The 20,653-nt window shown below is 37.3% G+C and carries 21 protein-coding genes; 11 read left to right on the top strand and 10 right to left on the bottom strand.

Annotation, left to right across the window (positions count from 1 at the left end; all coding sequences use genetic code 11):
* Nucleotides 1–121: 121 nt before the first annotated feature.
* Nucleotides 122–1,072 (top strand): hypothetical protein, encoded by a 951-nt coding sequence (locus ACRDEC_RS14775; RefSeq protein ID WP_431499130.1) that lies wholly within the window; start codon nt 122–124, stop codon nt 1,070–1,072.
* Between the two features lie 21 nt (nt 1,073–1,093).
* Here the strand turns inward: ACRDEC_RS14775 and ACRDEC_RS14770 are convergent, their stop codons facing one another.
* Together ACRDEC_RS14770 and ACRDEC_RS14765 are read right to left on the bottom strand one after the other, a co-directional pair.
* Nucleotides 1,094–1,651, bottom strand: a complete 558-nt coding sequence (locus ACRDEC_RS14770) for a Smr/MutS family protein (RefSeq protein ID WP_431499129.1) — start codon at nt 1,649–1,651, stop codon at nt 1,094–1,096.
* Entirely contained in the window at nt 1,651–1,833 is a 183-nt protein-coding gene (locus tag ACRDEC_RS14765; protein WP_431499128.1) for a hypothetical protein, read from the bottom strand. The genes ACRDEC_RS14770 and ACRDEC_RS14765 overlap by 1 nt, the downstream gene beginning before the upstream one ends.
* 77 nt (nt 1,834–1,910) lie before the next feature.
* Between ACRDEC_RS14765 and ACRDEC_RS14760 the strand changes: the two genes are divergently transcribed.
* Together ACRDEC_RS14760 and ACRDEC_RS14755 are read left to right on the top strand one after the other, a co-directional pair.
* Nucleotides 1,911–2,195: a DUF2752 domain-containing protein gene (locus ACRDEC_RS14760; protein WP_431499127.1), complete on the top strand. Its 285-nt coding sequence runs from the start codon at nt 1,911–1,913 to the stop codon at nt 2,193–2,195.
* A gap of 15 nt (nt 2,196–2,210) precedes the next feature.
* Complete coding sequence (locus tag ACRDEC_RS14755; RefSeq protein ID WP_431499126.1) at nt 2,211–2,573, top strand: CCC motif membrane protein; 363 nt, start codon at nt 2,211–2,213, stop codon at nt 2,571–2,573.
* A 65-nt stretch (nt 2,574–2,638) separates the two neighbouring features.
* Here ACRDEC_RS14755 and rocD read toward each other — a convergent pair whose 3' ends face one another.
* A complete protein-coding gene (gene rocD, locus ACRDEC_RS14750) occupies nt 2,639–3,883 on the bottom strand; it encodes an ornithine--oxo-acid transaminase (protein WP_431499146.1) in 1,245 nt (414 codons plus the stop codon).
* 276 nt (nt 3,884–4,159) lie between these two features.
* Between rocD and ACRDEC_RS14745 the strand changes: the two genes are divergently transcribed.
* Nucleotides 4,160–5,608, top strand: coding sequence for a hypothetical protein (locus ACRDEC_RS14745; RefSeq protein WP_431499125.1), 1,449 nt, complete (start codon nt 4,160–4,162; stop codon nt 5,606–5,608).
* Nucleotides 5,609–5,678: 70 nt separating this feature from the next.
* Nucleotides 5,679–7,463 carry a cytochrome-c peroxidase gene (locus ACRDEC_RS14740; protein WP_431499124.1) on the top strand — a complete coding sequence of 595 codons (1,785 nt, stop codon included), beginning with the start codon at nt 5,679–5,681 and terminating at the stop codon, nt 7,461–7,463.
* Nucleotides 7,464–7,479: 16 nt separating this feature from the next.
* Here the strand turns inward: ACRDEC_RS14740 and ACRDEC_RS14735 are convergent, their stop codons facing one another.
* Together ACRDEC_RS14735 and ACRDEC_RS14730 are read right to left on the bottom strand one after the other, a co-directional pair.
* Entirely contained in the window at nt 7,480–8,031 is a 552-nt protein-coding gene (locus tag ACRDEC_RS14735) for a DUF1697 domain-containing protein (RefSeq protein ID WP_431499123.1), read from the bottom strand.
* A gap of 9 nt (nt 8,032–8,040) precedes the next feature.
* A complete protein-coding gene (locus tag ACRDEC_RS14730) occupies nt 8,041–8,763 on the bottom strand; it encodes a hypothetical protein (protein WP_431499122.1) in 723 nt (240 codons plus the stop codon).
* Nucleotides 8,764–8,983: 220 nt separating this feature from the next.
* On the opposite strand from ACRDEC_RS14730, the gene rlmD reads away from it, so the two are divergent.
* The 4 genes from rlmD to ACRDEC_RS14710 all read left to right on the top strand — a co-directional run bounded on the left by rlmD (nt 8,984) and on the right by ACRDEC_RS14710 (nt 13,214).
* On the top strand, nt 8,984–10,396 hold the full coding sequence (rlmD, locus tag ACRDEC_RS14725) for a 23S rRNA (uracil(1939)-C(5))-methyltransferase RlmD (RefSeq protein ID WP_431499121.1): 1,413 nt from the start codon (nt 8,984–8,986) through the stop codon (nt 10,394–10,396).
* Between the two features lie 21 nt (nt 10,397–10,417).
* The gene (locus tag ACRDEC_RS14720; RefSeq protein WP_431499120.1) at nt 10,418–10,921 is read left to right on the top strand and encodes a DUF6452 family protein; all 504 of its coding nucleotides are present in this window, start codon (nt 10,418–10,420) and stop codon (nt 10,919–10,921) included.
* The gene (locus ACRDEC_RS14715) at nt 10,902–11,597 is read left to right on the top strand and encodes a DUF6048 family protein (RefSeq protein ID WP_431499119.1); all 696 of its coding nucleotides are present in this window, start codon (nt 10,902–10,904) and stop codon (nt 11,595–11,597) included. Before ACRDEC_RS14720 ends, ACRDEC_RS14715 begins: the two co-directional genes overlap by 20 nt.
* A gap of 210 nt (nt 11,598–11,807) precedes the next feature.
* The gene (locus tag ACRDEC_RS14710) at nt 11,808–13,214 is read left to right on the top strand and encodes a hypothetical protein (protein WP_431499118.1); all 1,407 of its coding nucleotides are present in this window, start codon (nt 11,808–11,810) and stop codon (nt 13,212–13,214) included.
* A gap of 43 nt (nt 13,215–13,257) precedes the next feature.
* On the opposite strand, the gene ACRDEC_RS14705 is transcribed toward ACRDEC_RS14710, so the two are convergent.
* Together ACRDEC_RS14705 and ACRDEC_RS14700 are read right to left on the bottom strand one after the other, a co-directional pair.
* Nucleotides 13,258–13,491 carry a hypothetical protein gene (locus ACRDEC_RS14705; RefSeq protein WP_431499117.1) on the bottom strand — a complete coding sequence of 78 codons (234 nt, stop codon included), beginning with the start codon at nt 13,489–13,491 and terminating at the stop codon, nt 13,258–13,260.
* Nucleotides 13,492–13,561: 70 nt separating this feature from the next.
* The gene (locus ACRDEC_RS14700) at nt 13,562–14,737 is read right to left on the bottom strand and encodes a THUMP domain-containing class I SAM-dependent RNA methyltransferase (RefSeq protein WP_431499145.1); all 1,176 of its coding nucleotides are present in this window, start codon (nt 14,735–14,737) and stop codon (nt 13,562–13,564) included.
* A gap of 145 nt (nt 14,738–14,882) precedes the next feature.
* On the opposite strand from ACRDEC_RS14700, the gene ACRDEC_RS14695 reads away from it, so the two are divergent.
* The gene (locus ACRDEC_RS14695) at nt 14,883–15,647 is read left to right on the top strand and encodes a class I SAM-dependent methyltransferase (RefSeq protein ID WP_431499116.1); all 765 of its coding nucleotides are present in this window, start codon (nt 14,883–14,885) and stop codon (nt 15,645–15,647) included.
* Complete coding sequence (locus ACRDEC_RS14690; RefSeq protein WP_431499115.1) at nt 15,647–16,315, top strand: ZIP family metal transporter; 669 nt, start codon at nt 15,647–15,649, stop codon at nt 16,313–16,315. The genes ACRDEC_RS14695 and ACRDEC_RS14690 overlap by 1 nt, the downstream gene beginning before the upstream one ends.
* 86 nt (nt 16,316–16,401) lie before the next feature.
* On the opposite strand, the gene ACRDEC_RS14685 is transcribed toward ACRDEC_RS14690, so the two are convergent.
* From ACRDEC_RS14685 to ACRDEC_RS14675, 3 genes are all read right to left on the bottom strand, one after another.
* Nucleotides 16,402–18,345 carry an OmpA family protein gene (locus ACRDEC_RS14685; RefSeq protein ID WP_431499114.1) on the bottom strand — a complete coding sequence of 648 codons (1,944 nt, stop codon included), beginning with the start codon at nt 18,343–18,345 and terminating at the stop codon, nt 16,402–16,404.
* 13 nt (nt 18,346–18,358) lie between these two features.
* The gene (locus tag ACRDEC_RS14680) at nt 18,359–19,276 is read right to left on the bottom strand and encodes a PorP/SprF family type IX secretion system membrane protein (RefSeq protein WP_431499113.1); all 918 of its coding nucleotides are present in this window, start codon (nt 19,274–19,276) and stop codon (nt 18,359–18,361) included.
* Nucleotides 19,277–19,434: 158 nt separating this feature from the next.
* Nucleotides 19,435–20,653, bottom strand: a 1,219-nt coding sequence (locus ACRDEC_RS14675; protein ID WP_431499112.1) for a gliding motility-associated C-terminal domain-containing protein, incomplete at its 5' end; no start/stop codon positions are given.

Here is a 20,653-nt window from a genome sequence, read left to right as displayed (position 1 = left end):
AATCATGTCTGTTTCTACTTCCAAAAAAATCAAAGCAATAGTGTTTAAATTTTATTAAATTGGGTTACAAAGCTTTTATTAGAATTTAAAAATAGTATTTTTGTTTAAAATTTGATCGATTATGAAATATTTCCTGGTACTATTTATAAGTGTTTTAGCAGTAACCGGTTGTGATAATGGGGATTTGATTGTAGAAAGTTTCAACTTCGAAAATGCTACTATTCAAAAATGTACCGATGCCAATGTTTTATACAAAATAAGTGCTCAGGAAGCTTTGGTTCTGACTATTCCGGAGACTAATTTTGAAAATGCCGAAACTCCTGCAAATACACCAAGAGTAGTTACTATAACAGGTACAACATCAATTAAATACAGAAAATATAGCGGTACTCCCACGGCTGCCACTATTTGCGGAACACCAACGCTGTCTGTTTTGGAAGAATGGGATGCTATCGGCGGGACAGTTGAGATTACCACGGTCAAAATTCTTGGTACCGATAACACAACTGTTATTGGATACAACCATAATATCGTATTCAAAAATGTAACATTCAATACTCCTGACAAGCAAGTGGTTTATGACTCGTATGAATTTGGGAATTACAGAACAGATGTTATTGATCTGGATTTTGATTACGCCTCAGCGGCTACTCAAAATTGCGGCGGCAACAATCTTATTTTCAAATACAATACAAACAATGCTTTACTCCTTGATGTAGACCAAAGTTTATTTGCCAATGCGGCAACTCCTGTTGGATCGCCAAGAACGGCTTTAATTAATACTACTACAAACAAAGTAGTTTATAGAGTATACAGCGGAGGCTTAAATATTAATTATTTCTGTAGTGCAATAACACCGGCGACACCTACATTAACCGAAGAATGGGTTGCTGAAGACGGAATTGCTTCCACCAGCGGAATTATCACAGTAGATACTGAAGCAACAATTGATCCGAATGTTTTCAAGCACACCATCAGGCTGTATAAAACAACTTTCAAAAAAGGAATTTATAAATATAGCCCGGTTCCGAATGATTATTATACTTTTGGAGTATACTACACAACGCTGTAATTTAAAAAACCGAAGTTTAGTTTACAGGTTGTTTTTCTTCTGAATAAAATAAACTTCTGTGGCACCCAGCCCATATTTTTGGTAGTTGGCATCCTGAAAGGTAATATTATCGTAGCGTCCTAACAAAAAATCCAGTTCTGATTTCAGTACGCCTTCTCCTACTCCGTGTATAAAAACCACTTTGGGGATTCTGTTCCGTAAGGCAAAATCCATTTGGCGCTTTACCGTTTCGGTCTGTATCGTAAGGATATCGTAATTGCTCATGCCGCGCTTATTCGGAACGAGTTTTTCAATATGCAGGTCAATTTCGAGTACAAAGTCATCCTTCTTGGATTTTTTTTCTTTCACAAAACTCCTTGGCTTCGGAATTTCTTTTTCTTTGGCCACGCCCGAGAAATTTGTCTTGGCAATGTCATTCAGGAAATCATTGGAAGAGCTTATCAATATTAATTCTGAGGCATTGAAATCGAGTTCAAAACCATCTTCGGTTTCCACCGTAATTATTTTCCCGTTGATTTTCGACACTATTCCATTTATAGCATCATCCAACACCGAAACCTTATCTCCTTTTGCAAGCATTATTCTTCGTTTTCCTCGTTTTTACTTGGCGTTTTTGCGCTTAACTTCATCATTCCATAAAAAAACAAAACAACACCTATTACCCGTATCCAAACATTAGGGGCTGGTTTTGTCTGTTCCCAAATCAAAACTATAGCCACAATGATCATAGCGATAATATACCTGTTTTTAATTTTCATCATTTGTAGATTTGTTCCAAAAGTAGAAACTTTGGATTGTTTTCATTTGAAAAAAACTTTTTTTTTTGTAAAATTGCTATATGAAGATTGAAGACTACATGATTCCTTGTATGAACAAATCGCTTTTTGGAGTAGATTGTCCGGGCTGTGGTACACAAAGGGCATTACTTCTGGTTCTGAAAGGCGAATTTACAGAAGCTTTCTGCATGTTTCCTGCTATCTATACCCTAATTCCCTTTTTTGTCATTACAGGGCTTCATTTTATCGATAAATCGAGAAACTATCATAAATTAATGGTTTCTCTGGCTATCGTAAACGCCGTAATTATGATTATTTCCTATATTTATAAACAAACTCATTTTTAACCAAACACCAATTTCATGGATCAGAACAATTTTTCAAACTTTGAAAGTCAATCTCAAAAACTACCTAATGCAACTGTCGTACTTGTAATGGGAATCGTCTCAATCCTTTCCTGCTGCTGCTACGGAATTATAAGCGTACTTCTGGGAGTTGTCGGATTGTATTTAGCAAAAAAAGACACACAGCTTTATAACGAAAACCCAACACTGTATAGCAATTACAATAATATCAAAACCGGTAAAATTCTGTGTATTATCGGAATCGTTTTAGGTGCTCTGTATTTAATGTTTGTACTTTTTATTATCGCAACCTTTGGCATGGAAGCCTTTCAGGATCCTGCTTTAATGGAACAGAAAATGAGAGAATTAATGGGGCAATAATAATCCCATTTTTACATCATAAAAAAACCGTCTCGATTTTAAGAAAGAGACGGTTTTTTATTTTTTTATTTTTCGAATTGTTTCAGCGTTTTTATGATAATCGAAACACAGTCCAGCAATTGCTCCTCATTCATAACCAAAGGCGGAGCGAAGCGGATAATATTGCCATGCGTCGGCTTAGCCAGCAATCCGTTATCACGCAAAGCCATGCAGATATTCCAAGCTGTATCGCTTTCTTCCGTATCGTTGATGACAACTGCATTTAACAATCCTTTACCGCGAACCAGCGTTGCAATGCTTGATGTTTGAATGTATTTATCTAATTCCAAACGGAAAATTTTCCCAAGTCTTTCTGCATTTTCAGCCAGTTTTTCATCAGTAACCACTTCCAGTGCCGCAATAGCTACTGCAGCAGCAATCGGATTTCCTCCAAAAGTCGAACCGTGTTGACCCGGCTTAATTACATTCATAATGGCATCGTTAGCTAAAACGGCCGAAACAGGATAAGCTCCGCCGGACAATGCTTTACCAAGAATTAAAATATCCGGCTGCACATTTTCGTGATGAACTGCTAATAATTTTCCTGTACGGGCAATTCCTGTCTGTACTTCATCAGCAATAAACAATACATTATGTGCTTCACAAAGCGCTTTGGCTTTTGCCAGATAACCTTCAGAAGGCACATAAACTCCCGCTTCTCCCTGAATTGGTTCTACAAGGAAACCTGCAATGTTTTTTGAAGAAGTAATAGCTTTTTCCAAAGCATCCAAATCATCGTAAGCAATTTTTATAAACCCTGCAGTATAAGGTCCGAAGTTTTTACGTGCATTTTCATCATTTGAAAATGAGATGATCGTTGTTGTTCTTCCATGAAAATTTCCATCACAAACAATAATCTGTGCTTCATTTTCATCGATACCCTTTTTCTCGTAAGCCCATTTTCTACATAGTTTTAAAGCCGTTTCAACTGCTTCAGCACCTGTATTCATTGGCAATACTTTATCAAAACCGAAATATTTGGTTACGAATTCTTCGTAAACTCCTAATTTGTCGTTATAAAAAGCACGTGATGTAAGTGTCAGTGTCTGCGCCTGCTCAACCATTGCGCCAACAATTTTCGGATGGCAATGCCCTTGGTTTACCGCCGAATAAGCCGACAGAAAATCATAATACTTCTTCCCTTCTACATCCCAAACATATACTCCTTCTCCTCTGCTTAAAACAACAGGAAGCGGGTGATAATTGTGTGCTCCATATTTATTTTCTAAAGCAATTACTTCGGCTGAACTCATTTTTTCTACTACTGACATCATTGAGCATTTAAATTTTAAACAAAAATCTATTTTAATGACGCGCAAGATAATAATTCTATGTGTAAACGTGAAATATTACGGGTATAAGTTTGTCTATTTATGATATACTTAACGGAATCTCAGGTTATAAAACACAACTAACAATTTTCTAACGTTGCTTTAACTTTTATACCTTTTCTTACAATTAATGATAACAATTATAAAATATTTCTGCTGTTTTATAATAACATGCAGGTTTTAAGTTTGCCCTTAATAAATCAAACAAACAGCAAAATGAAAATTACAAACAGTATTTTAAGCATTGCCATGATTTCAGCCATGATTTCATGTAATTCTGATGACAATTCTTCCAATGAGGAAGATAGCAATTCCGTTGAATTAAAAAATTATTCCATTACACCGGCCTTTATTAAACCAATGACAGGCTTTACTTCGCTTCAGACATTTGCTTTATTCTCTAGTGAGGACACTTTTACAGAAACACCGGGGTATGTTTTTGGAGGTTCGGCTGATGGTTCAGGTCTGTTCAAAAATAATGATGGTACTTTTACTTTTTTAGTCAACAACGAAGATAATTTCGCGGTTTCTAAAATCAAGTTCAATCAAAAATTCAAACCTGTAGCCGGTGAATATATCTTAAATTCAAATGGTTCAGGAAACAGATTATGTTCTGCTACATTGGTTACTCCTGAAATTCACGGGTTCGGCCCTATTTTCCTGACTGCAGGAGAAAGCAGCAGCGAATCACAAGTAATAGGATTAACTCCATACGATACTAAAGCCAACAACAGTACGCCAAGACCTATCATAGGATTTGGAAGATGGAGTGCAGAAAATGCCGTTCCGTTGCCAAAGCAGGCGTATTCAGGTCAAACTGTAGTTTTATTAGGAGATGACGATTCAGGAACTTATGGAGGTCAATTGGTACTATACAAAAGCGCTATTGGCGATTTAAACAACGGAAAAGTATATGTAATCAAAAGAACGGATAACGTGACTAACGAAAGAACAATGACCGAAGGCACTTCGTATCCTGTTCAATTTGTCGAAATTACAGATGCTAAAACAAACACCGGATTGCAGAACAACCAAGCGGCTCAGGCAGCGAATGCTATAGTTTTCGGCCGTGTGGAAGACATAGATTACAGAAAAGAAGGTGGTAAAGAAAGAGAAGTTTACTTCAATGTAACCGGTCAGGATAATTCAGGTCCGAATGCAGACAATTCAAGATCAAAATACGGTCGTGTTTACAAATTGGAACTGGATGCAAATAATCCGCTAAGTGGTCAATTAACATTGATTTTAGATGGTGATAACAGAATTGGAAAAGCAAAACAATTCCAGAATGTGGATAACATCTGCGTGACGAAAAACTTTGTATACCTTCAGGAAGATTCTAACGGATACGGTGACGAAACTCACGATGCTTACATCTACCAGTACAATATCGCAACAAAAGAATTAAAAGTGGTTTTTGAATTGGATCACAAACGTAACGAACCTGGAAATAAATTTTTAAGCTCCGGATCTGCTTTTGGTTCTTGGGAATACGGCGCATTGATTGATGTTTCGGAAACTATAGGAGTTCCTGACACTTTCATGCTTTCCATTCAATCACATTCATGGAAAACCGATGCTTTCAAAGGAGTCGATGGCGGTACAATACGTCCTAGCGAAAACCAGGGAAGCCAGGTTATTTTAATCAAAGGATTGCCTAGATAATCAAATAATTTCTGAATTCAACTAATTTAGGAATGTGATTTTTCGCATTCCTAATTTTTAATATATTACTATGAGAAAAATTATTGCACTGCTTTTGCTTACCCTATTGTCATTAGCCTGCAAAAATAAAGAGTATAATAATCTTACTCCTACCGAAAAAACCAAGCAGGCTCTGGTACAGAATTATACTTTGTTTGCCAAAAACTCCAAAACACTGGATAGTTTGGCGCAAAGCAATTCAGATGTCAAAATAATTCAGGCGGCGTTTAAAAAAACACGGCTGAAGTATAAGAAAATAGAAAGTTTTATTGCTTTTTACTTTCCTGAAACTGCCAAAAACATTAATGGCGCCGCGATTGATAAAAACGATATTGAAGAAACCAGCCGTAAAATTGAATACGCTACCGGCTTTCAAAAGGTAGAAGAACTTTTGTTTTCAGATGAAACAGATACAGATGAACTTAAAAAACAAATTGGCATCCTAAATGGTTTCTGTCAGTCCCTGAAAAGCAATATCGAAAATATCGAACTCTCTGACAGCAATATCTTTGAAGCCCAGAAACTTCAAATAGTTCGTATGATGAGCTTAGGTATTTCCGGCTTTGATTCCCCAATAGCTCTTCATTCCATCCCAGAAGCGAAAGCAACTATTGAAAGTATTTCCGAAGTAATTACTACTTTTTCTAAAGAAGGAACATTTTCTGTAATCTTAGAAAAAACAATTGCTTATCTCGATAAAAATCAGGATTTCAATGCGTTTAACAGAGCTGATTTTATTATGGATTATTGCATTCCTATTTCCAATGAAATGTACAAAATCCAGCAAAAGCTGAAAATAAAAAACAATCGCTATACTAATGCAATTGATTTCGAAAAGCAGAATATTTTTGAAGAAGGTGCTTTCAATCCTGATTATTTTGCGCCCGGTTACAATAAAAAACCAACCGAAGCCCAAATTGCCTTAGGCGAAAAACTGTTTTTTGACCCTATCCTGAGTGGAGACCATACCGTTTCATGCGCAACCTGCCATATTCCGGATCAAGCTTATGCAGATCATAAAATCAAAGCGGTTAACGGAAAGTCGAATTCAAGAAATACGCCAACATTATTAAATTCGGCTTATCAGAATGTGCAATTTTTAGACGGTCGTGTAATGTACTTGGAAGATCAGGCAAAAATGGTCATCAATAACAAAGATGAAATGCACGGCAGTTTTGCTTCTGCTTTACAAAAAATAAAGAAAAACAGTTCGTATCTGGCTAATTTCAATATTGTTTTTCCAAAAGAAAAAGAAATTACCGAGCAAAACCTGCTCAAATCGATGGCAAGCTATATCCGCTCTTTATCGGAATTAAAATCCAAATTCGACCAATACCTCAGAGGCAAAGCGCAACTCAGCCAAAGTGAGAAAAACGGATTTAATGTTTTTATGGGGAAAGCCAAATGTGCTACATGTCATGCTTTCCCTTTATTCAACGGAAGTGTGCCACCTTTATATAGCGAAACGGAAAGTGAAGTTTTGGGAGTTCCTTCTCAAAATACGGTTCATAATGCGGTTATCGATAGCGATTTGGGAGAATTTTCAATCACCAATGCTCCTTTGAAAAAACACGCATTCAAAACGCCAACAGTCAGAAACAGCGCCATCACTTTTCCGTATATGCATAACGGAGTATATCAGACTTTAGAAGAAGTTATCAATTTTTATAATCTTGGTGGTGGAGCCGGAATTGGGATTCCAATCGAAAACCAGACTTTACCTTCAGACAAACTTAATCTGACTAAAACAGAAATACAAGACTTGGTTTCGTTTCTTAAAACGTTAAATAACCCTACAGCTGAAGCTAATTATTAAGAAGGTTTTCCTTTAATTAAAGGTTTCTGTCTTCAAACATAGAAAGTAAATTTGTAACGGTATTCCAATTCCGAATGGTTGCCGTTACATTTAATTTTTTCTCTATGTATTTCTGATCCAATCTTGTTTTCCCCGCTCCTACCGCATATTTTATATAAATCCGGCTGCCGTCAATACTGGCTTCGTCAGGTTTAAACTGGCTGATTTTCAAATCATTCATCGCTCCTGCATCCAATTCTTTGGAAATAAAAGCAGTATATACTTTTTTAGTGTCTGCTTCGGGTTCTTTTATATACAAACAGTTTTTCAAACAGGCTTCTAGGTCTTCTTTTCCGATAACAATCACCGGGACTTCATGGCCAAAAGCCTTAAAAATCTCTTGTCTGATCTGAAATCCTACGCTAGGCCCGTTTTCTTCTTCAGAATCCACAAAAACATTCCCGGATTGAATATAGGTAACCACATTTCGGAAACCAATATTTTCCAACGCACTTTTTAAAGCGTCCATTTTAATCATATTATGCCCGGAAACATTGATTCCGCGAAGAAGCGCTAAATGCGTATACATTATTTACAATTATTTAGTTATAAATTCATCCCTTTTTCTAAGCAAAAACTGCATGACATCCAGAATTCCATTTTGTGAAACAACAGTTTTGGCTTTTTCATCTGCATTACAAAAATCGATAAATAAATCAACTTCTTCTGCTTTTAAGTTCAATTGTTTTACAAAAAAATCAGTCAAAAAATTAGCGGCAACATAATCCTTAAAATTAACACTTTCAATTTCCTTTTTATTATCCTTGTTTTTTTTAAAAATCAAATTTTTAATTTTTCTTCCAATCTCTCCAAAATCCATCCCGTTAGGAATTTCACCTGTGTAAACACCAAGAGGCTGTGGCCTGGATTGCTCCTTTCCGATTTTTATTGCACTTAATGATTCATAACTAACGTCAACTTTAAATTTGGGGGAATTTTTTATTTCAACTTCTTCCAATTCAATTGGTTTTTTAACTAGCTGAACAACCCAATTCGTCAAAGAAAAATCTTCTTTATGTATGACGTAATCCTTTATAGTAAATTCTTTTGCATAAAATCGCAACGTATCATTACTGGTAACCGAAATAGAAAATTCGCCATTCTCATTACTGACATCGACAGTTTTACTTCTTAAATTAATGATTTCAACACCGGCAATCGGAACTACATCCGATAGCACTTTTCCAACAATAATTGTATTCTGTGCCGCAACATTAAGTCCTGAAAAAAGAAAAAACAGACCCAGTAAAATTGATTTCAAAGTAATTTCTTTTAAAATTAATAAGTACTAAACTAGTTGCTTCCCATTTATTTACTTATTAAAAATTTGTTAATTAGACTTTAATTAACGTAACAGTTACTACTTACAACATTTTGATTGAGACTGTATTTTAAGATTCGAATATTGGAACAAAAAACAATATTTATTTCTTCGTATTTTACACATCGCATTTCCTGCTTCAATTTACTATCTTTGCCGCATGGGAAGAAAGAATACAGACAAAATCGTTTTTGATACGGTAAAAGTCCTTGATGCGGGTGCAAAAGGCGTTTCAGTGGCAAAGGCTCCTGATGGAAAAGTAATTTTTATTTCGAATGTCGTTCCGGGCGATGTCGTTGATGTGCAGACTTTCAAAAAGCGAAAAGCGTATTATGAAGGAAAAGCAGTTAAATTCCACGAATATTCTGAACACAGAACAGAACCAATCTGTGAGCATTTCGGTGTTTGCGGAGGATGTAAATGGCAGAATATGAAGTACGACCAGCAGTTGTTTTACAAAAACAACGAGGTGTACAATAATTTAAAACGTATCGGAAAAATTGAAATGCCGGAATTTGAGCCTATATTGGGTTCTGAAAGACAGTTTTTTTACCGAAATAAAATGGAATTTGGTTTTTCTAATGCGCGTTGGATGACCGAAGCTGAAATAAAAAGCGAAGAAGAATTAAACGATAAAAATGCGTTGGGTTTCCATATCCCGAAAATGTGGGATAAGATTCTTGATATTACCAAATGTCATTTACAGGAAGATCCTTCCAATGCTATCCGTAATGAAATAAGACGTTTTGCTTTGGAAAATGATTTGCCTTTTTTCAATCCCAGAAACCATGAAGGTTTATTGCGTACTTTAATGATTCGTACGGCTTCCACTGGAGAAATCATGGTGCTGATTCAGTTTTTCGAAGAAAATAAAACACAGCGGGAATTGATTTTAAATCACTTGGCAGCCACATTTCCTCAAATCACTTCGTTACAATACGTAATCAACGGAAAACCAAACGATACAATTTACGATCAGGAGGTAAAATTATTCAAAGGCCGTGATTATATTTTGGAAGAAATGGAAGGTCTTAGTTTCAGTATTAATGCCAAATCGTTTTATCAGACAAATTCGGCTCAGGCTTATGAATTATACAAAATAACACGCGAATTTGCGGGATTAACAGGAAATGAACTGGTTTATGACTTGTATACCGGAACAGGAACTATCGCACAATTCGTTTCAAAACAAGCCGGAAAAGTTATTGGTGTAGAGGCTGTTCCTGAAGCAATTGCTGACGCCAAAGAAAATGCCAGACGCAATAACATTACCAATTGTGAGTTCTTTGTGGGAGACATGAAAAATGTGTTCAACGAAAGCTTTATCAAAACCCACGGACATCCGGATGTTATCATTACTGATCCGCCTCGTGACGGAATGCATGCTGATGTTGTAAAACAAATTCTGAACATTGCTCCTGAAAAAGTTGTGTATGTAAGCTGTAATTCGGCGACACAGGCACGTGATTTGGCTTTAATGGACGAAATGTACAAAGTAACCCGTGTGCGTCCTGTAGATATGTTCCCACAAACACATCATGTGGAAAATGTTGTACTTTTGGAAAAACGATAACGATTTTTGATTCGGAAATACATGAAAAAATTAGTCCTGTTTACCTTTCTTTTAACAACCGCATTCATTTTATGGAACTGCGAAAAAGATGACATCTGTGATCCTGTAACTCCGGTTACGCCAAAAATGATTGTGGAGTTTTATGACAATAATAATTCGACAGTCAAAAAAGCGGTGACAGATCTTGGTATTGTGGCTGATGGATTCACCGAAGGTATGCTGTTTGATGGAGTGAGTAAAATTGAAGTTCCACTGAAAACGACTGAGGATATCACAAAGTTCAGTTTCATATTAGATGCTGAAAATCCAATTCCATCGCTTCGAAACACAGACAATTTAGAGATAAATTATACCCGAAACGATGTTTTTGTGTCAAGGGCCTGTGGCTACAAAACCCTTTACACACTTAACAATCCTGGCGGTATCAACCTTACACCGGATGCCAATAACTGGATTAAACAAATTGTAATTCAAAAATATAACATTGCTAACGAAGATGAAGTTCATGTTAAGATTTTCTTTTAATATTCTGCTATTGCTCTTATCGACAGGTGCTTTTGCCCAAGATAAGAAGAAAGATACTGTAACTCCGAAAATCCAGCGTTATGGATTGCGTTTGGGTGTCGATTTATCAAAAATAACCCGGACTTTCTATGAGAAAGACTATAAAGGACTGGAATTAGTTGGCGATTACCGTCTGACAAAGAAAATATACATTGCAGGCGAATTGGGTAACGAAAACAAAACAACTGATGATGACAGGGTAAACTTTACCACTAAAGGAACTTATTTCAAAGTTGGTTTTGACCATAATTCGTATGAAAACTGGCTCGATATGGAAAACATGATCCATGTAGGCCTTCGCTATGGCGTAAGTTCTTTCAGTCAGGAACTGAACAGTTACAAAGTATACAATACATCAACCTATTTCCCTGAAGCTCCTCCAGTTGCAGCAGGCACAAAGTACAGCGGATTATCTGCCCAATGGATTGAAGTGGTTGCAGGAATGAAAGTAAAACTGTTTAACAATCTGTACGGCGGTTTCAGCGCCAGGTTAAATTACCTGGTTTCGAATAAGAAACCGGAAAACTTCGACAACTTATACATTCCCGGATTTAACAGGACGTACGACGGAAAATTTGGCGTAGGATGGAATTACACTTTAAGCTATTTTATTCCTTTGTATAAAAGCAAAAAATAAAAAAAACCCGGAACTGAATCAGTTTCGGGTTTTTAGTTTAAAATAAAATAATGGCATGTATAAAATGTACTACTTTATTTATTAAATTTACGCGCCCCAAATTTTTGTTATCCTTTAAGTAAAGTCATTATAGCTTTTGTTTAAAAACTATTATGGCTTTATTTCAGGGAGATTGCTCCTTAACCTCCTATATATAAATTCAGGCAACCTATGATCAACTCTCCAGTATTAGATACCGCAATCGGTTTAATTTTTATATTTTTATTGTACAGTCTCCTGGCTACTTCTATAAATGAAGCCATAGCAACATTGTTTGCACTAAGAGCAAGAATGCTAAAAAAAGGGATTATCGATGGCATGCTGTCCAGTTCGAAACATAAAAAATGGATTTTGGACAATACCGTGAAAAGCATTGGAAATACGTGCAAAGAATTTTTGTTTTTATTGGTTGGCTATAAGCCAAAGGAAAAAGGAAAATTAGGCAATCATTTCTACGACCACCCGCTTATAAAGAATTACGGATGCACCAACAGATTTTCAATACCCTCTTATCTTTCCAAAGAAACTTTCTCGGATATTTTAATTGAGGTATTGAAAGACTATGTTTATAACCATAAAGCGGCTATTGAAGCCTATATAAAAGTCAATGATCCGACATCTCCTGATTTTAATTCATTACCGGTAATCACCAAAATAAATTATCTGGTTCAATACCTGCAAAGCGTCAATGACGAAAGCCTAAAGGAAGAATTCAAGGAAAAAGGAATATACATCGATCAGGAAACCTTACAGATTTTTGGCTTATATCTCGAAAAAAGCGATCAGGAAATTACAACATTCACCCAACAGATACAAACATGGTTTGAAGACAGCATGAGCAGAATCAGCGGCTGGTACAAAAGACAGGTACAGTTTACTTTATTCTATTTAGGAATTATAATCGCTATCAGCTTTAACGTAGATATTTTAGCCATTTCAGGAAAATTAAGCACCGATAAAGATGCCCGGAGCAAACTGGTTCAAATCGCCTTAAGTGAGGTCGATACGCTAAAAGACGATCCCAGAGTACAAAATAGTACCCCTAATCTAACCAAGAACACAGACAGTATTTCAAATCAAACGTATACAAATGAAGTAGAAAACATCAAAGCGGAACTAAACGGTGATATTAAAGATGCCAATAACCTCTTGGCTTTAGGCTGGGGAGATTATGGCTTTAAAAAGGATAGCACTGCCATTTACAAAAAATACGGTCCCGAAATAACGAATTTGGTAATCACCATAAAAAAAGACGATCCCAATCCGCCGAAAACCTACAAAGACAGTGCTGTTTATTATAATCAGGAAGCTATTGCAGCTTTATACGACAAGCATTGGTTCAAACTAAAAGTGTGCTACATATTGGACGCTTCCTTTCAGGGCAGAAAAATGATTGGTTTTTTGTTACTCGCCTTCGGAATATGTCTTGGAGCTCCTTTTTGGTTTGATTTATTGCAAAAAATAGTACAGTTAAGAGGTACTGGCAAAAAAGAAGAACAGGTAAAAACAACTGCAACGACAGCACCTCCGGTTAATTTAACCATAAACAACAATCCTAATTCCAACACAGCAGGATAATCTAAAAGTAAGACTTGATGGGCCAGAATATTTTGGCCCTCAGTTATTTGATTTCTTTAAATCCTTTAATGAATAACCACTTCATAAACAGCTTTTCTCCCTGACTTGTCTGAACGGTCTGAAATTTCGGGGCAAGAATTGTTCCTATGACAAACGCAGTAATAGGCAACCAATACCCTTGCATATGGGTATAGATTCCTAAAACATATCTCGCACTAAAAAAGATAATGGCAAAACCGATAAAATTATAAATGAATGCTTTTGTTTTTTTTGACATCGTATAAATGATAAATTGTGAATTATGAAGTGCTGAACTGACTGTAAATTACAGACAGCATTTGTTTCAGTTACAAATCCCTCCCATCTGAAATCTGGAATTTAGTTCTCTTACTTCCTTCATACATTTCATATTTAACCAAACGAGCTTCCAGACTTCCGTTAAAAAGCTTGATTTTTCGGGAAGGCTTCAATCCTACATATTTCAATGCTTCCAGATTTGCTGTGATAAACCAGGCATTTGTATTGGGATAATTCTGTTTCAGAGTGTCTCCAATTTCCCTGTAAAAGCGCTCCAGATGAATATCCAGACGTTCTCCGTACGGAGGATTAAAAACCATATGCAACGGGCCTTGATTTTCCTTTTGGGTATCAAAAAAGTTTTGTTCTGAAATCGTAATGTACTCATCAAGATTGGCATTACGCATATTGTCTTTAGCTTTCATCACAGCACTTGGAGCTTTGTCATATCCTTTAATGGTATAATGGAACTCTCTTGTTTTTTTCATCAGCGAATTCATAATCTGATCAAACAATTCGTTATCCCAATCGTTCCATTTCTCAAAAGCAAATTCTTTTCTGTTGATGTTCGCCGGAATATTACAGGCAATCATGGCTGCTTCCGCCAAAATAGTCCCTGAACCACACATCGGATCCAGGAAATCCGAACTTCCGTCCCAACCGGAAAGCAATAACATTCCAGCAGCCAATACTTCGTTAATAGGTGCAATATTGGTAGCCGTTTTGTATCCTCTCTGGTGCAGAGAAGCCCCTGAACTGTCTAACGATACCGAACATTGATCTCTGTCAATATGGATGTTAATGCGCAAATCCGGAAAATCCTTATCTACACTCGGTCTTTCTCCAAATTTAGCCTTAAACTGATCTACAATCGCATCTTTACTCTTTTGAGCCACAAATTGAGTGTGCTTAAAATTATCCGAATGCACAGTCGTGTCAATCACAAACGTACGTTTGGAATTCAGATATTTCGACCAGTCAATACCTTGAATTCCTTTATACAAACTCTGCTCATTGTTCGCCCTGAAGTAATAAATCGGTTTTAAAATCTTCAATGCGGTACGTAAAGACAAATTGGCTTTGTACATAAAACCTTTGTCTCCTGCAAAACTGACCATTCTGGTACCAATCTCAACGTCCTGAGCACCCAACTGTTGCAGTTCTTTTGCTAATATCTCTTCAAAGCCAAAAAAAGTCTTGGCAATCATCTTAAAATTCTGTTCCATAAATAAATATTCCGCCTCTTTGAGTTCAACCGAAAGGCTTAGTGTATTTTCCGCCTTAAAACTTTGAATCTCTAGAGAACTCTGTGTAATTTTCTGCAAAAATACGTTAAATTTGCAAGAATAGAATCCATTTGAACTTTAATAAATGTCAGAAGAGCATAATCCACAAACCAATAACGGACAGCCAGCTTGTGAAAACTGGTTTGCCTCATGGTTTGACACACCCTATTATCATATTTTATACAAAGACCGAAACGATGCCGAAGCTCATGCTTTTATGGACAATCTGACGCATTATTTAAACCTGCCGGAAGAAGCCAAAATTTTAGATTTAGCGTGCGGAAAAGGACGTCACTCCATTTACCTGAACCAATTGGGTTATGATGTTACCGGTGCCGATTTATCCGAAAACAGTATTGCCGAAGCCTCTAAATCATCCAATGAAAAACTGCATTTCAAAGTACATGACATGCGTATTCCTTTTGAAGAAAAATACGATGCCGTTTTCAATTTGTTTACCAGCTTCGGTTATTTTGAATGTGACAGGGATAATCTGAAGACATTAACTGCCATCAAAGACAGTCTGACAGAATACGGCTTTGCAGTAATTGATTTCCTAAATGCCGATTTTGTAATCAAAAATCTGGTGCCCGAAGAAATCAAAACTGTCGATGGTATTGATTTTCATATCAAACGTTATGTAAAAGACCATCATATTTACAAAGAAATCGATTTTGAAGACAACGGGCAAAAATTCTGTTTCACAGAAAAGGTACAGGCAATTACATTACCTGATTTTGAAACTATGATGGAAGAAGCAGGTATCTACCTTCTGGATGTTTTTGGAGATTATAAATTACGGAAATTTTACAAAAACGAATCGGAACGCTTAATCATGATTTTTAAATAATGAATTACATTTTACCCTTACTTTCGGTACTTTTAGGTTATTTTATTGCTATTTCATTAAAGCCAAAAGGAAAGAAAAACTTAAAACTACTGCTGGCATTCAGCGGGTCATTTTTGTTATCATTAACCGTAATTCATTTGCTTCCGGAAATTTACGAAAGCCACAATCACAGTGTTGGAATTTATATTATGGTCGGGATTTTATTCCAGATCATACTCGAGTTTTTCTCCAAAGGCGCAGAACACGGCCATGTACATGGGCACGATAAAATGAATCACATTCCATGGGCACTTTTTATCAGTTTGTGCCTTCATGCGCTATTGGAAGGTTTCCCTGTTGGCCACCACCATGATTTGGCCATAGGAATTGCCATCCACCACTTGCCTATTGCCATTATCCTGACCACTTTTTTTCTGGGCGCCGAATTAAATAAAATCGCCCTGTTCTTATTTATGCTGACTTTTGCCGTGATGACTCCCTTAGGAACATTGGTATCCGACAGTTTCCCCGTTCTGAACGAATATTATACCGAAATCACCGCTGTCGTTATCGGTATCCTGTTCCATATTTCGTCGACCATTATTTTTGAAAGCAGCGAAGGCCATAAATTCAATATCGCCAAAATCTCCATGATAATTCTAGGGGTTGCATTGGCTTGTTTCGTTTAATTGGGCCTGACTGGATAGGCTGACTTAGCATGGGTTTAACTTTTTATCCGCTTTTTGTCTGCACATCTGCTTCGTTTTTCATTAAATCATTCCATACGGATAATAACAAACTCACTTCTCCTATTGGCCTGATGTTCGGCTTCACTGCATTTTACGCCATCAGCACATTGGTTTACCAACTGGGTTTCACCATAACCTTTTGCTGTTAACCTACCGGCAGCTATACCGTTTTGTATGAGCCATACCATAGTCGATTTTGCTCTTCTGTCTGACAAACCCTGATTGTATTGATGTGTCTGTCTGCTGTCGGTATGGGAACGTATCTCTATTTGCATCTTTGGATATTGTTGCAGTACAGCAAATATTTTCTCTAACTCAAAAGCAGCATCAGGACGGATAAACGATTTGTCCAAATCGAAATAGATAATGGGTATATTTAAGGTTTTTGCCAGATCGGTCCCTTCTCCTATCGGTTTCATTCGTTGCTCTAACTGCAGGGATAATTCTGATTTTCCTGAAGTATTTTCTATTGTGATTTTTCCTTCCTTGGTTTCGTATTCTTCTTTTTCCGCTCTTACATAATAGGTTTTTCCGCACTCAACTTCAAAAGTAAAAATCCCTTTTTCATTGGCAATCGTCTCTGCTACCAGTTCAAACTGTTCCGTAAACAAACTTACTTTTGAACCGGGTAACACTACCCGCGTTTCCTGATCTGTAATGGTTCCCGATAAGGATTGTTCGCATACCACTACCGGACGTACCTCATTGAAACGGTAAATATCATCATATCCCTGACCATCTTTTCGATTAGAACTAAAAAAACCGCTCTGGCTTTTGCTGTCTATCAAAAGAGCAAAATCATCCTGAGGCCCATTGATGGGTTCCCCGATATTTTTTACTTCTTCAAAACGGTTACCGTTCCCTATTTTAGACACAAATACATCCAGTCCTCCAAGTCCGGGATGACCGTCACTGGCAAAATACAGTTCGTTATCCGCAGATATAAAGGGAAATGTTTCACGTCCTTCGGTATTGATGGTTTTTCCTAAATTTACCGGATCTCCAAAACTGCCGTCGTTATTGATTTTGACACTAAACAAATCCGATTGTCCTAATGTTCCCGGCATATCAGAGGCAAAATAAAGTATTTTTTCATCTACGCTCAAGGTAGGATGTGCTACACTGTACTCATTGCTGTTAAATGGCAATTCGGTCACATTTGCCCATTTACCCTGCTGCAATACTGCTTTGTATAACTTTAGCAAGGTCGAATTTTCAGCATCTTTGCCTTTTTTACCATTCAGGTAGTTATTTCTGGTGAAATACATGGTTTGGCCATCTTTGGTAAATATTGGTGTCGATTCATGGAACTTGGAATTGATGACTGTACTGAAACGCTCTGGTTTACCCATTCCGCCGGACGGTTTTATTTCTGCGCTGTACAGGTTGGTATAGGATTGGTTGGTCCATTTGAATACCTTTTTGAAAACCCCTGCCGTATCACGTGCTGAGGCAAATACCAGCTTGTTGTTCCAGAAAGAGCTTCCATAATCCGAGTATTTTGAGTTGATTCCTGCATCGGAAACTTCATAACTGCGTGAGTTGGCCTTGATTTCTTCGAGGTAGTTTTTTTGCTTAGCGTACAATTTTGCCCGTTGATCATTCCCTGACCTCTTATTAAATTCATCCATCATCTTATCCGCTTTCTCATAATCCCCTATCGATTTCAGGGTTTGTGCATAACGGTAATAATATTCTGCTTCCTGCTCCTGATTCATGGCAAAAAGTTCCTTGTACCATTTCCCGGCTTTGTCCAGTTCCGCATTAAAATAATAGGCATTGCCTAGCTTTTGAAACATCTTTTCGTCTTTGTATCCTTTTTCGGCCACACGCTCATAAGTAGCAATGGCATCTACATAACCATATCGGTCGTACTTCTTGTTGGCGGCTTCCACTCTGGTTTTTTGCCCATAGCTTTGTAAAGCCAGGATACTAAAAATTGTACTATAAAGAAAGGTTTTGATTTTCATATTTCGTGCTGGTTTAGAAAAATCTAGGAGAAATTATTTTATTGAATTTATTGAATATTTCGTAACGTAAAAATATTTCGTGGGATCCCGAATTATAGTTTCCTAATGATGTTGTATCCAAGTCATAACTGTATCCAATGAACCAGGAATTACTGGCCTGAAAACCTACCATACCACTTAAAGCCGCGCTCCATCGGTAAGCCAAACCGCCTACAAATTTTTGATTTATCAGGAAATTGGCGGATACATCCACTTGCAATGGTGCACCTGGCGCGTACTTGGTTAACAAAGAGGGTTTGAATTGTACATCAGGACTTACGTCAAATACGTGACCTGCAATCAATAAGTAATTAATTTTGGACGTAACAATGGTACTTACAGCTGTTTTTTGAACATAATGATCGGTTTTTATCAGGTAAGGAGCCGATAATCCCAGATAGCTTTTATCTGAATACAAATAGAATCCTACTCCTATGTTTGGAGAAAGCTTATGGTCAATATTATTTTGAAAAACCGGATCTCCAGCTTGTTGGGTAAGTTTAGTAAAATCGGCATTCAGTATATTGATGCCTCCTTTAAGTCCAAAAGCCAATTTATAATTTTCATTAACCGGAATAGTATACGAGAAATCAACAGAAATATCATTCTCTTCTGAAACCCCGATTTTATCATTCACTACTGACAATCCTACGCCTATATTGCTTCCATTGATTGGCGCATTTACAGAAAATGAATTGGTCACGGGTGCTCCATCGAGTCCTACCCATTGGTTGCGGTGCAAAGCAAAAATACTTATTGCGGGTCTTGAGCCTGCATAGGCGGGATTAACAACCACTGTATTGTACATATATTGAGTAAATTGCTCTCTATTTTGCGCATACGTCACAACGGATAGTAACATAATCAGCAATAGTATAATTCTTGTTTTCATAGGAAAGGATTTTTATCTTTTTTTAAGGCTCTGTCAAATCTCCCTTTCAAACCACGCTTTTTGCATCTGTCTCCTGATACAACCAAGGCAATTTAATAGGGTCCTTTTTAAAATATCTGATTCTTTTTAGTAAAGCAGTGACAAATTAATTTCTCATTTTAATTCCATTTCAATTCCAGGTAGCCATTTAAATTAAAAGCATTCCCTCTTTTGTCTGTATAATTGATGATATAGAAATACGTTCCTTCCGGCAATTTCTGGTTTTTGCTGACTGTTACCCGTCCTTCGGACATCCCGACAAAACCTCTGTTGACATCATTTGTATATTGATTGCGTTCAAATACTAATACTCCCCAACGGTTGTAAATCTGCACTGTATTTGTAGGATAACAGATAAAATCATCCAAGGCCTGTATATAAAAGAAATCATTAAGTCCATCTGTTATTCCTGGAGACACCGCATTGAATACTTTCACCTCATCCTGACATTCCAGGCATACAATATCATCAATGACAACAGTTGCTGAAGGTAATGAAGTACAACCTGCCTCATTAGTTACCGTAAAGTTATAAGTCCCCGAAGCCAGTCCTGTCACATCTACTGTAGCGGTATTGCCTGTTATTCCTCCAGGATTGATAGTCCAGTTTCCTGACGGCAAGTCACTCAATACTACACTTCCTGTAATCAAAGGACATGCTGGCTGAGTAGGATCTGCTGTTATTGGAGCTGCCGGAGTTTCCAATACAGGTGCATTACTGAACGGTGCCGAAGCTCCCGAAGTACAACTGCCGTTGGTTGTCGTTACTGTATAAGAAACGCCTGTAATCATGCCGGAAATCAAGCCTGTCCCATCCACTGTCGGTCCTGTCGGGATAAAAGTATACATATTGGCTGCATTGTAATTGCTGATCGTACTTGTTCCGGTAGCCTGACAGGTTGGTACTGTAGTGTTTGTTGTCGGAATTACAGGGGTCAATGCAGGTGCATTGCTAAAGGATACCGAAACTCCCGAGGTACAGCTGCCGTTGGTTGTCGTTACTGTATAAGAAGTGCCTATAATCATGCCGGAAATAAATCCTGTAATATCGACTATCGGTCCTGCCGGGCTAAAGGTGTAGGTATTCGCCGCACTATAATTGCTGATACTGCTGGTACCTGCGGCCAAGCAAGTCGGTGCTGTACTGCTTATCGTTGGAACTGCCGGGGTTACCAATACCGCTGCATTACTGAACGGTGCCGAAGCTCCCGAAGTACAACTTCCATTGTTTGAAGTGACCGTATACGAAGTCCCGATAACCATTCCCGAAATCAATCCTATTCCTCCTACTATTGGTCCTGCCGGAGTAAAAGTATAGGTATTCGCCGCACTATAATTG

It is taken from the genome of Flavobacterium sp., assembly GCF_050696275.1.
Taxonomy (GTDB): Bacteria; Bacteroidota; Bacteroidia; order Flavobacteriales; family Flavobacteriaceae; genus Flavobacterium.
Note: the sequence above shows the minus strand (reverse complement) of the source record. Positions and strands in the feature narration are given on the sequence as shown.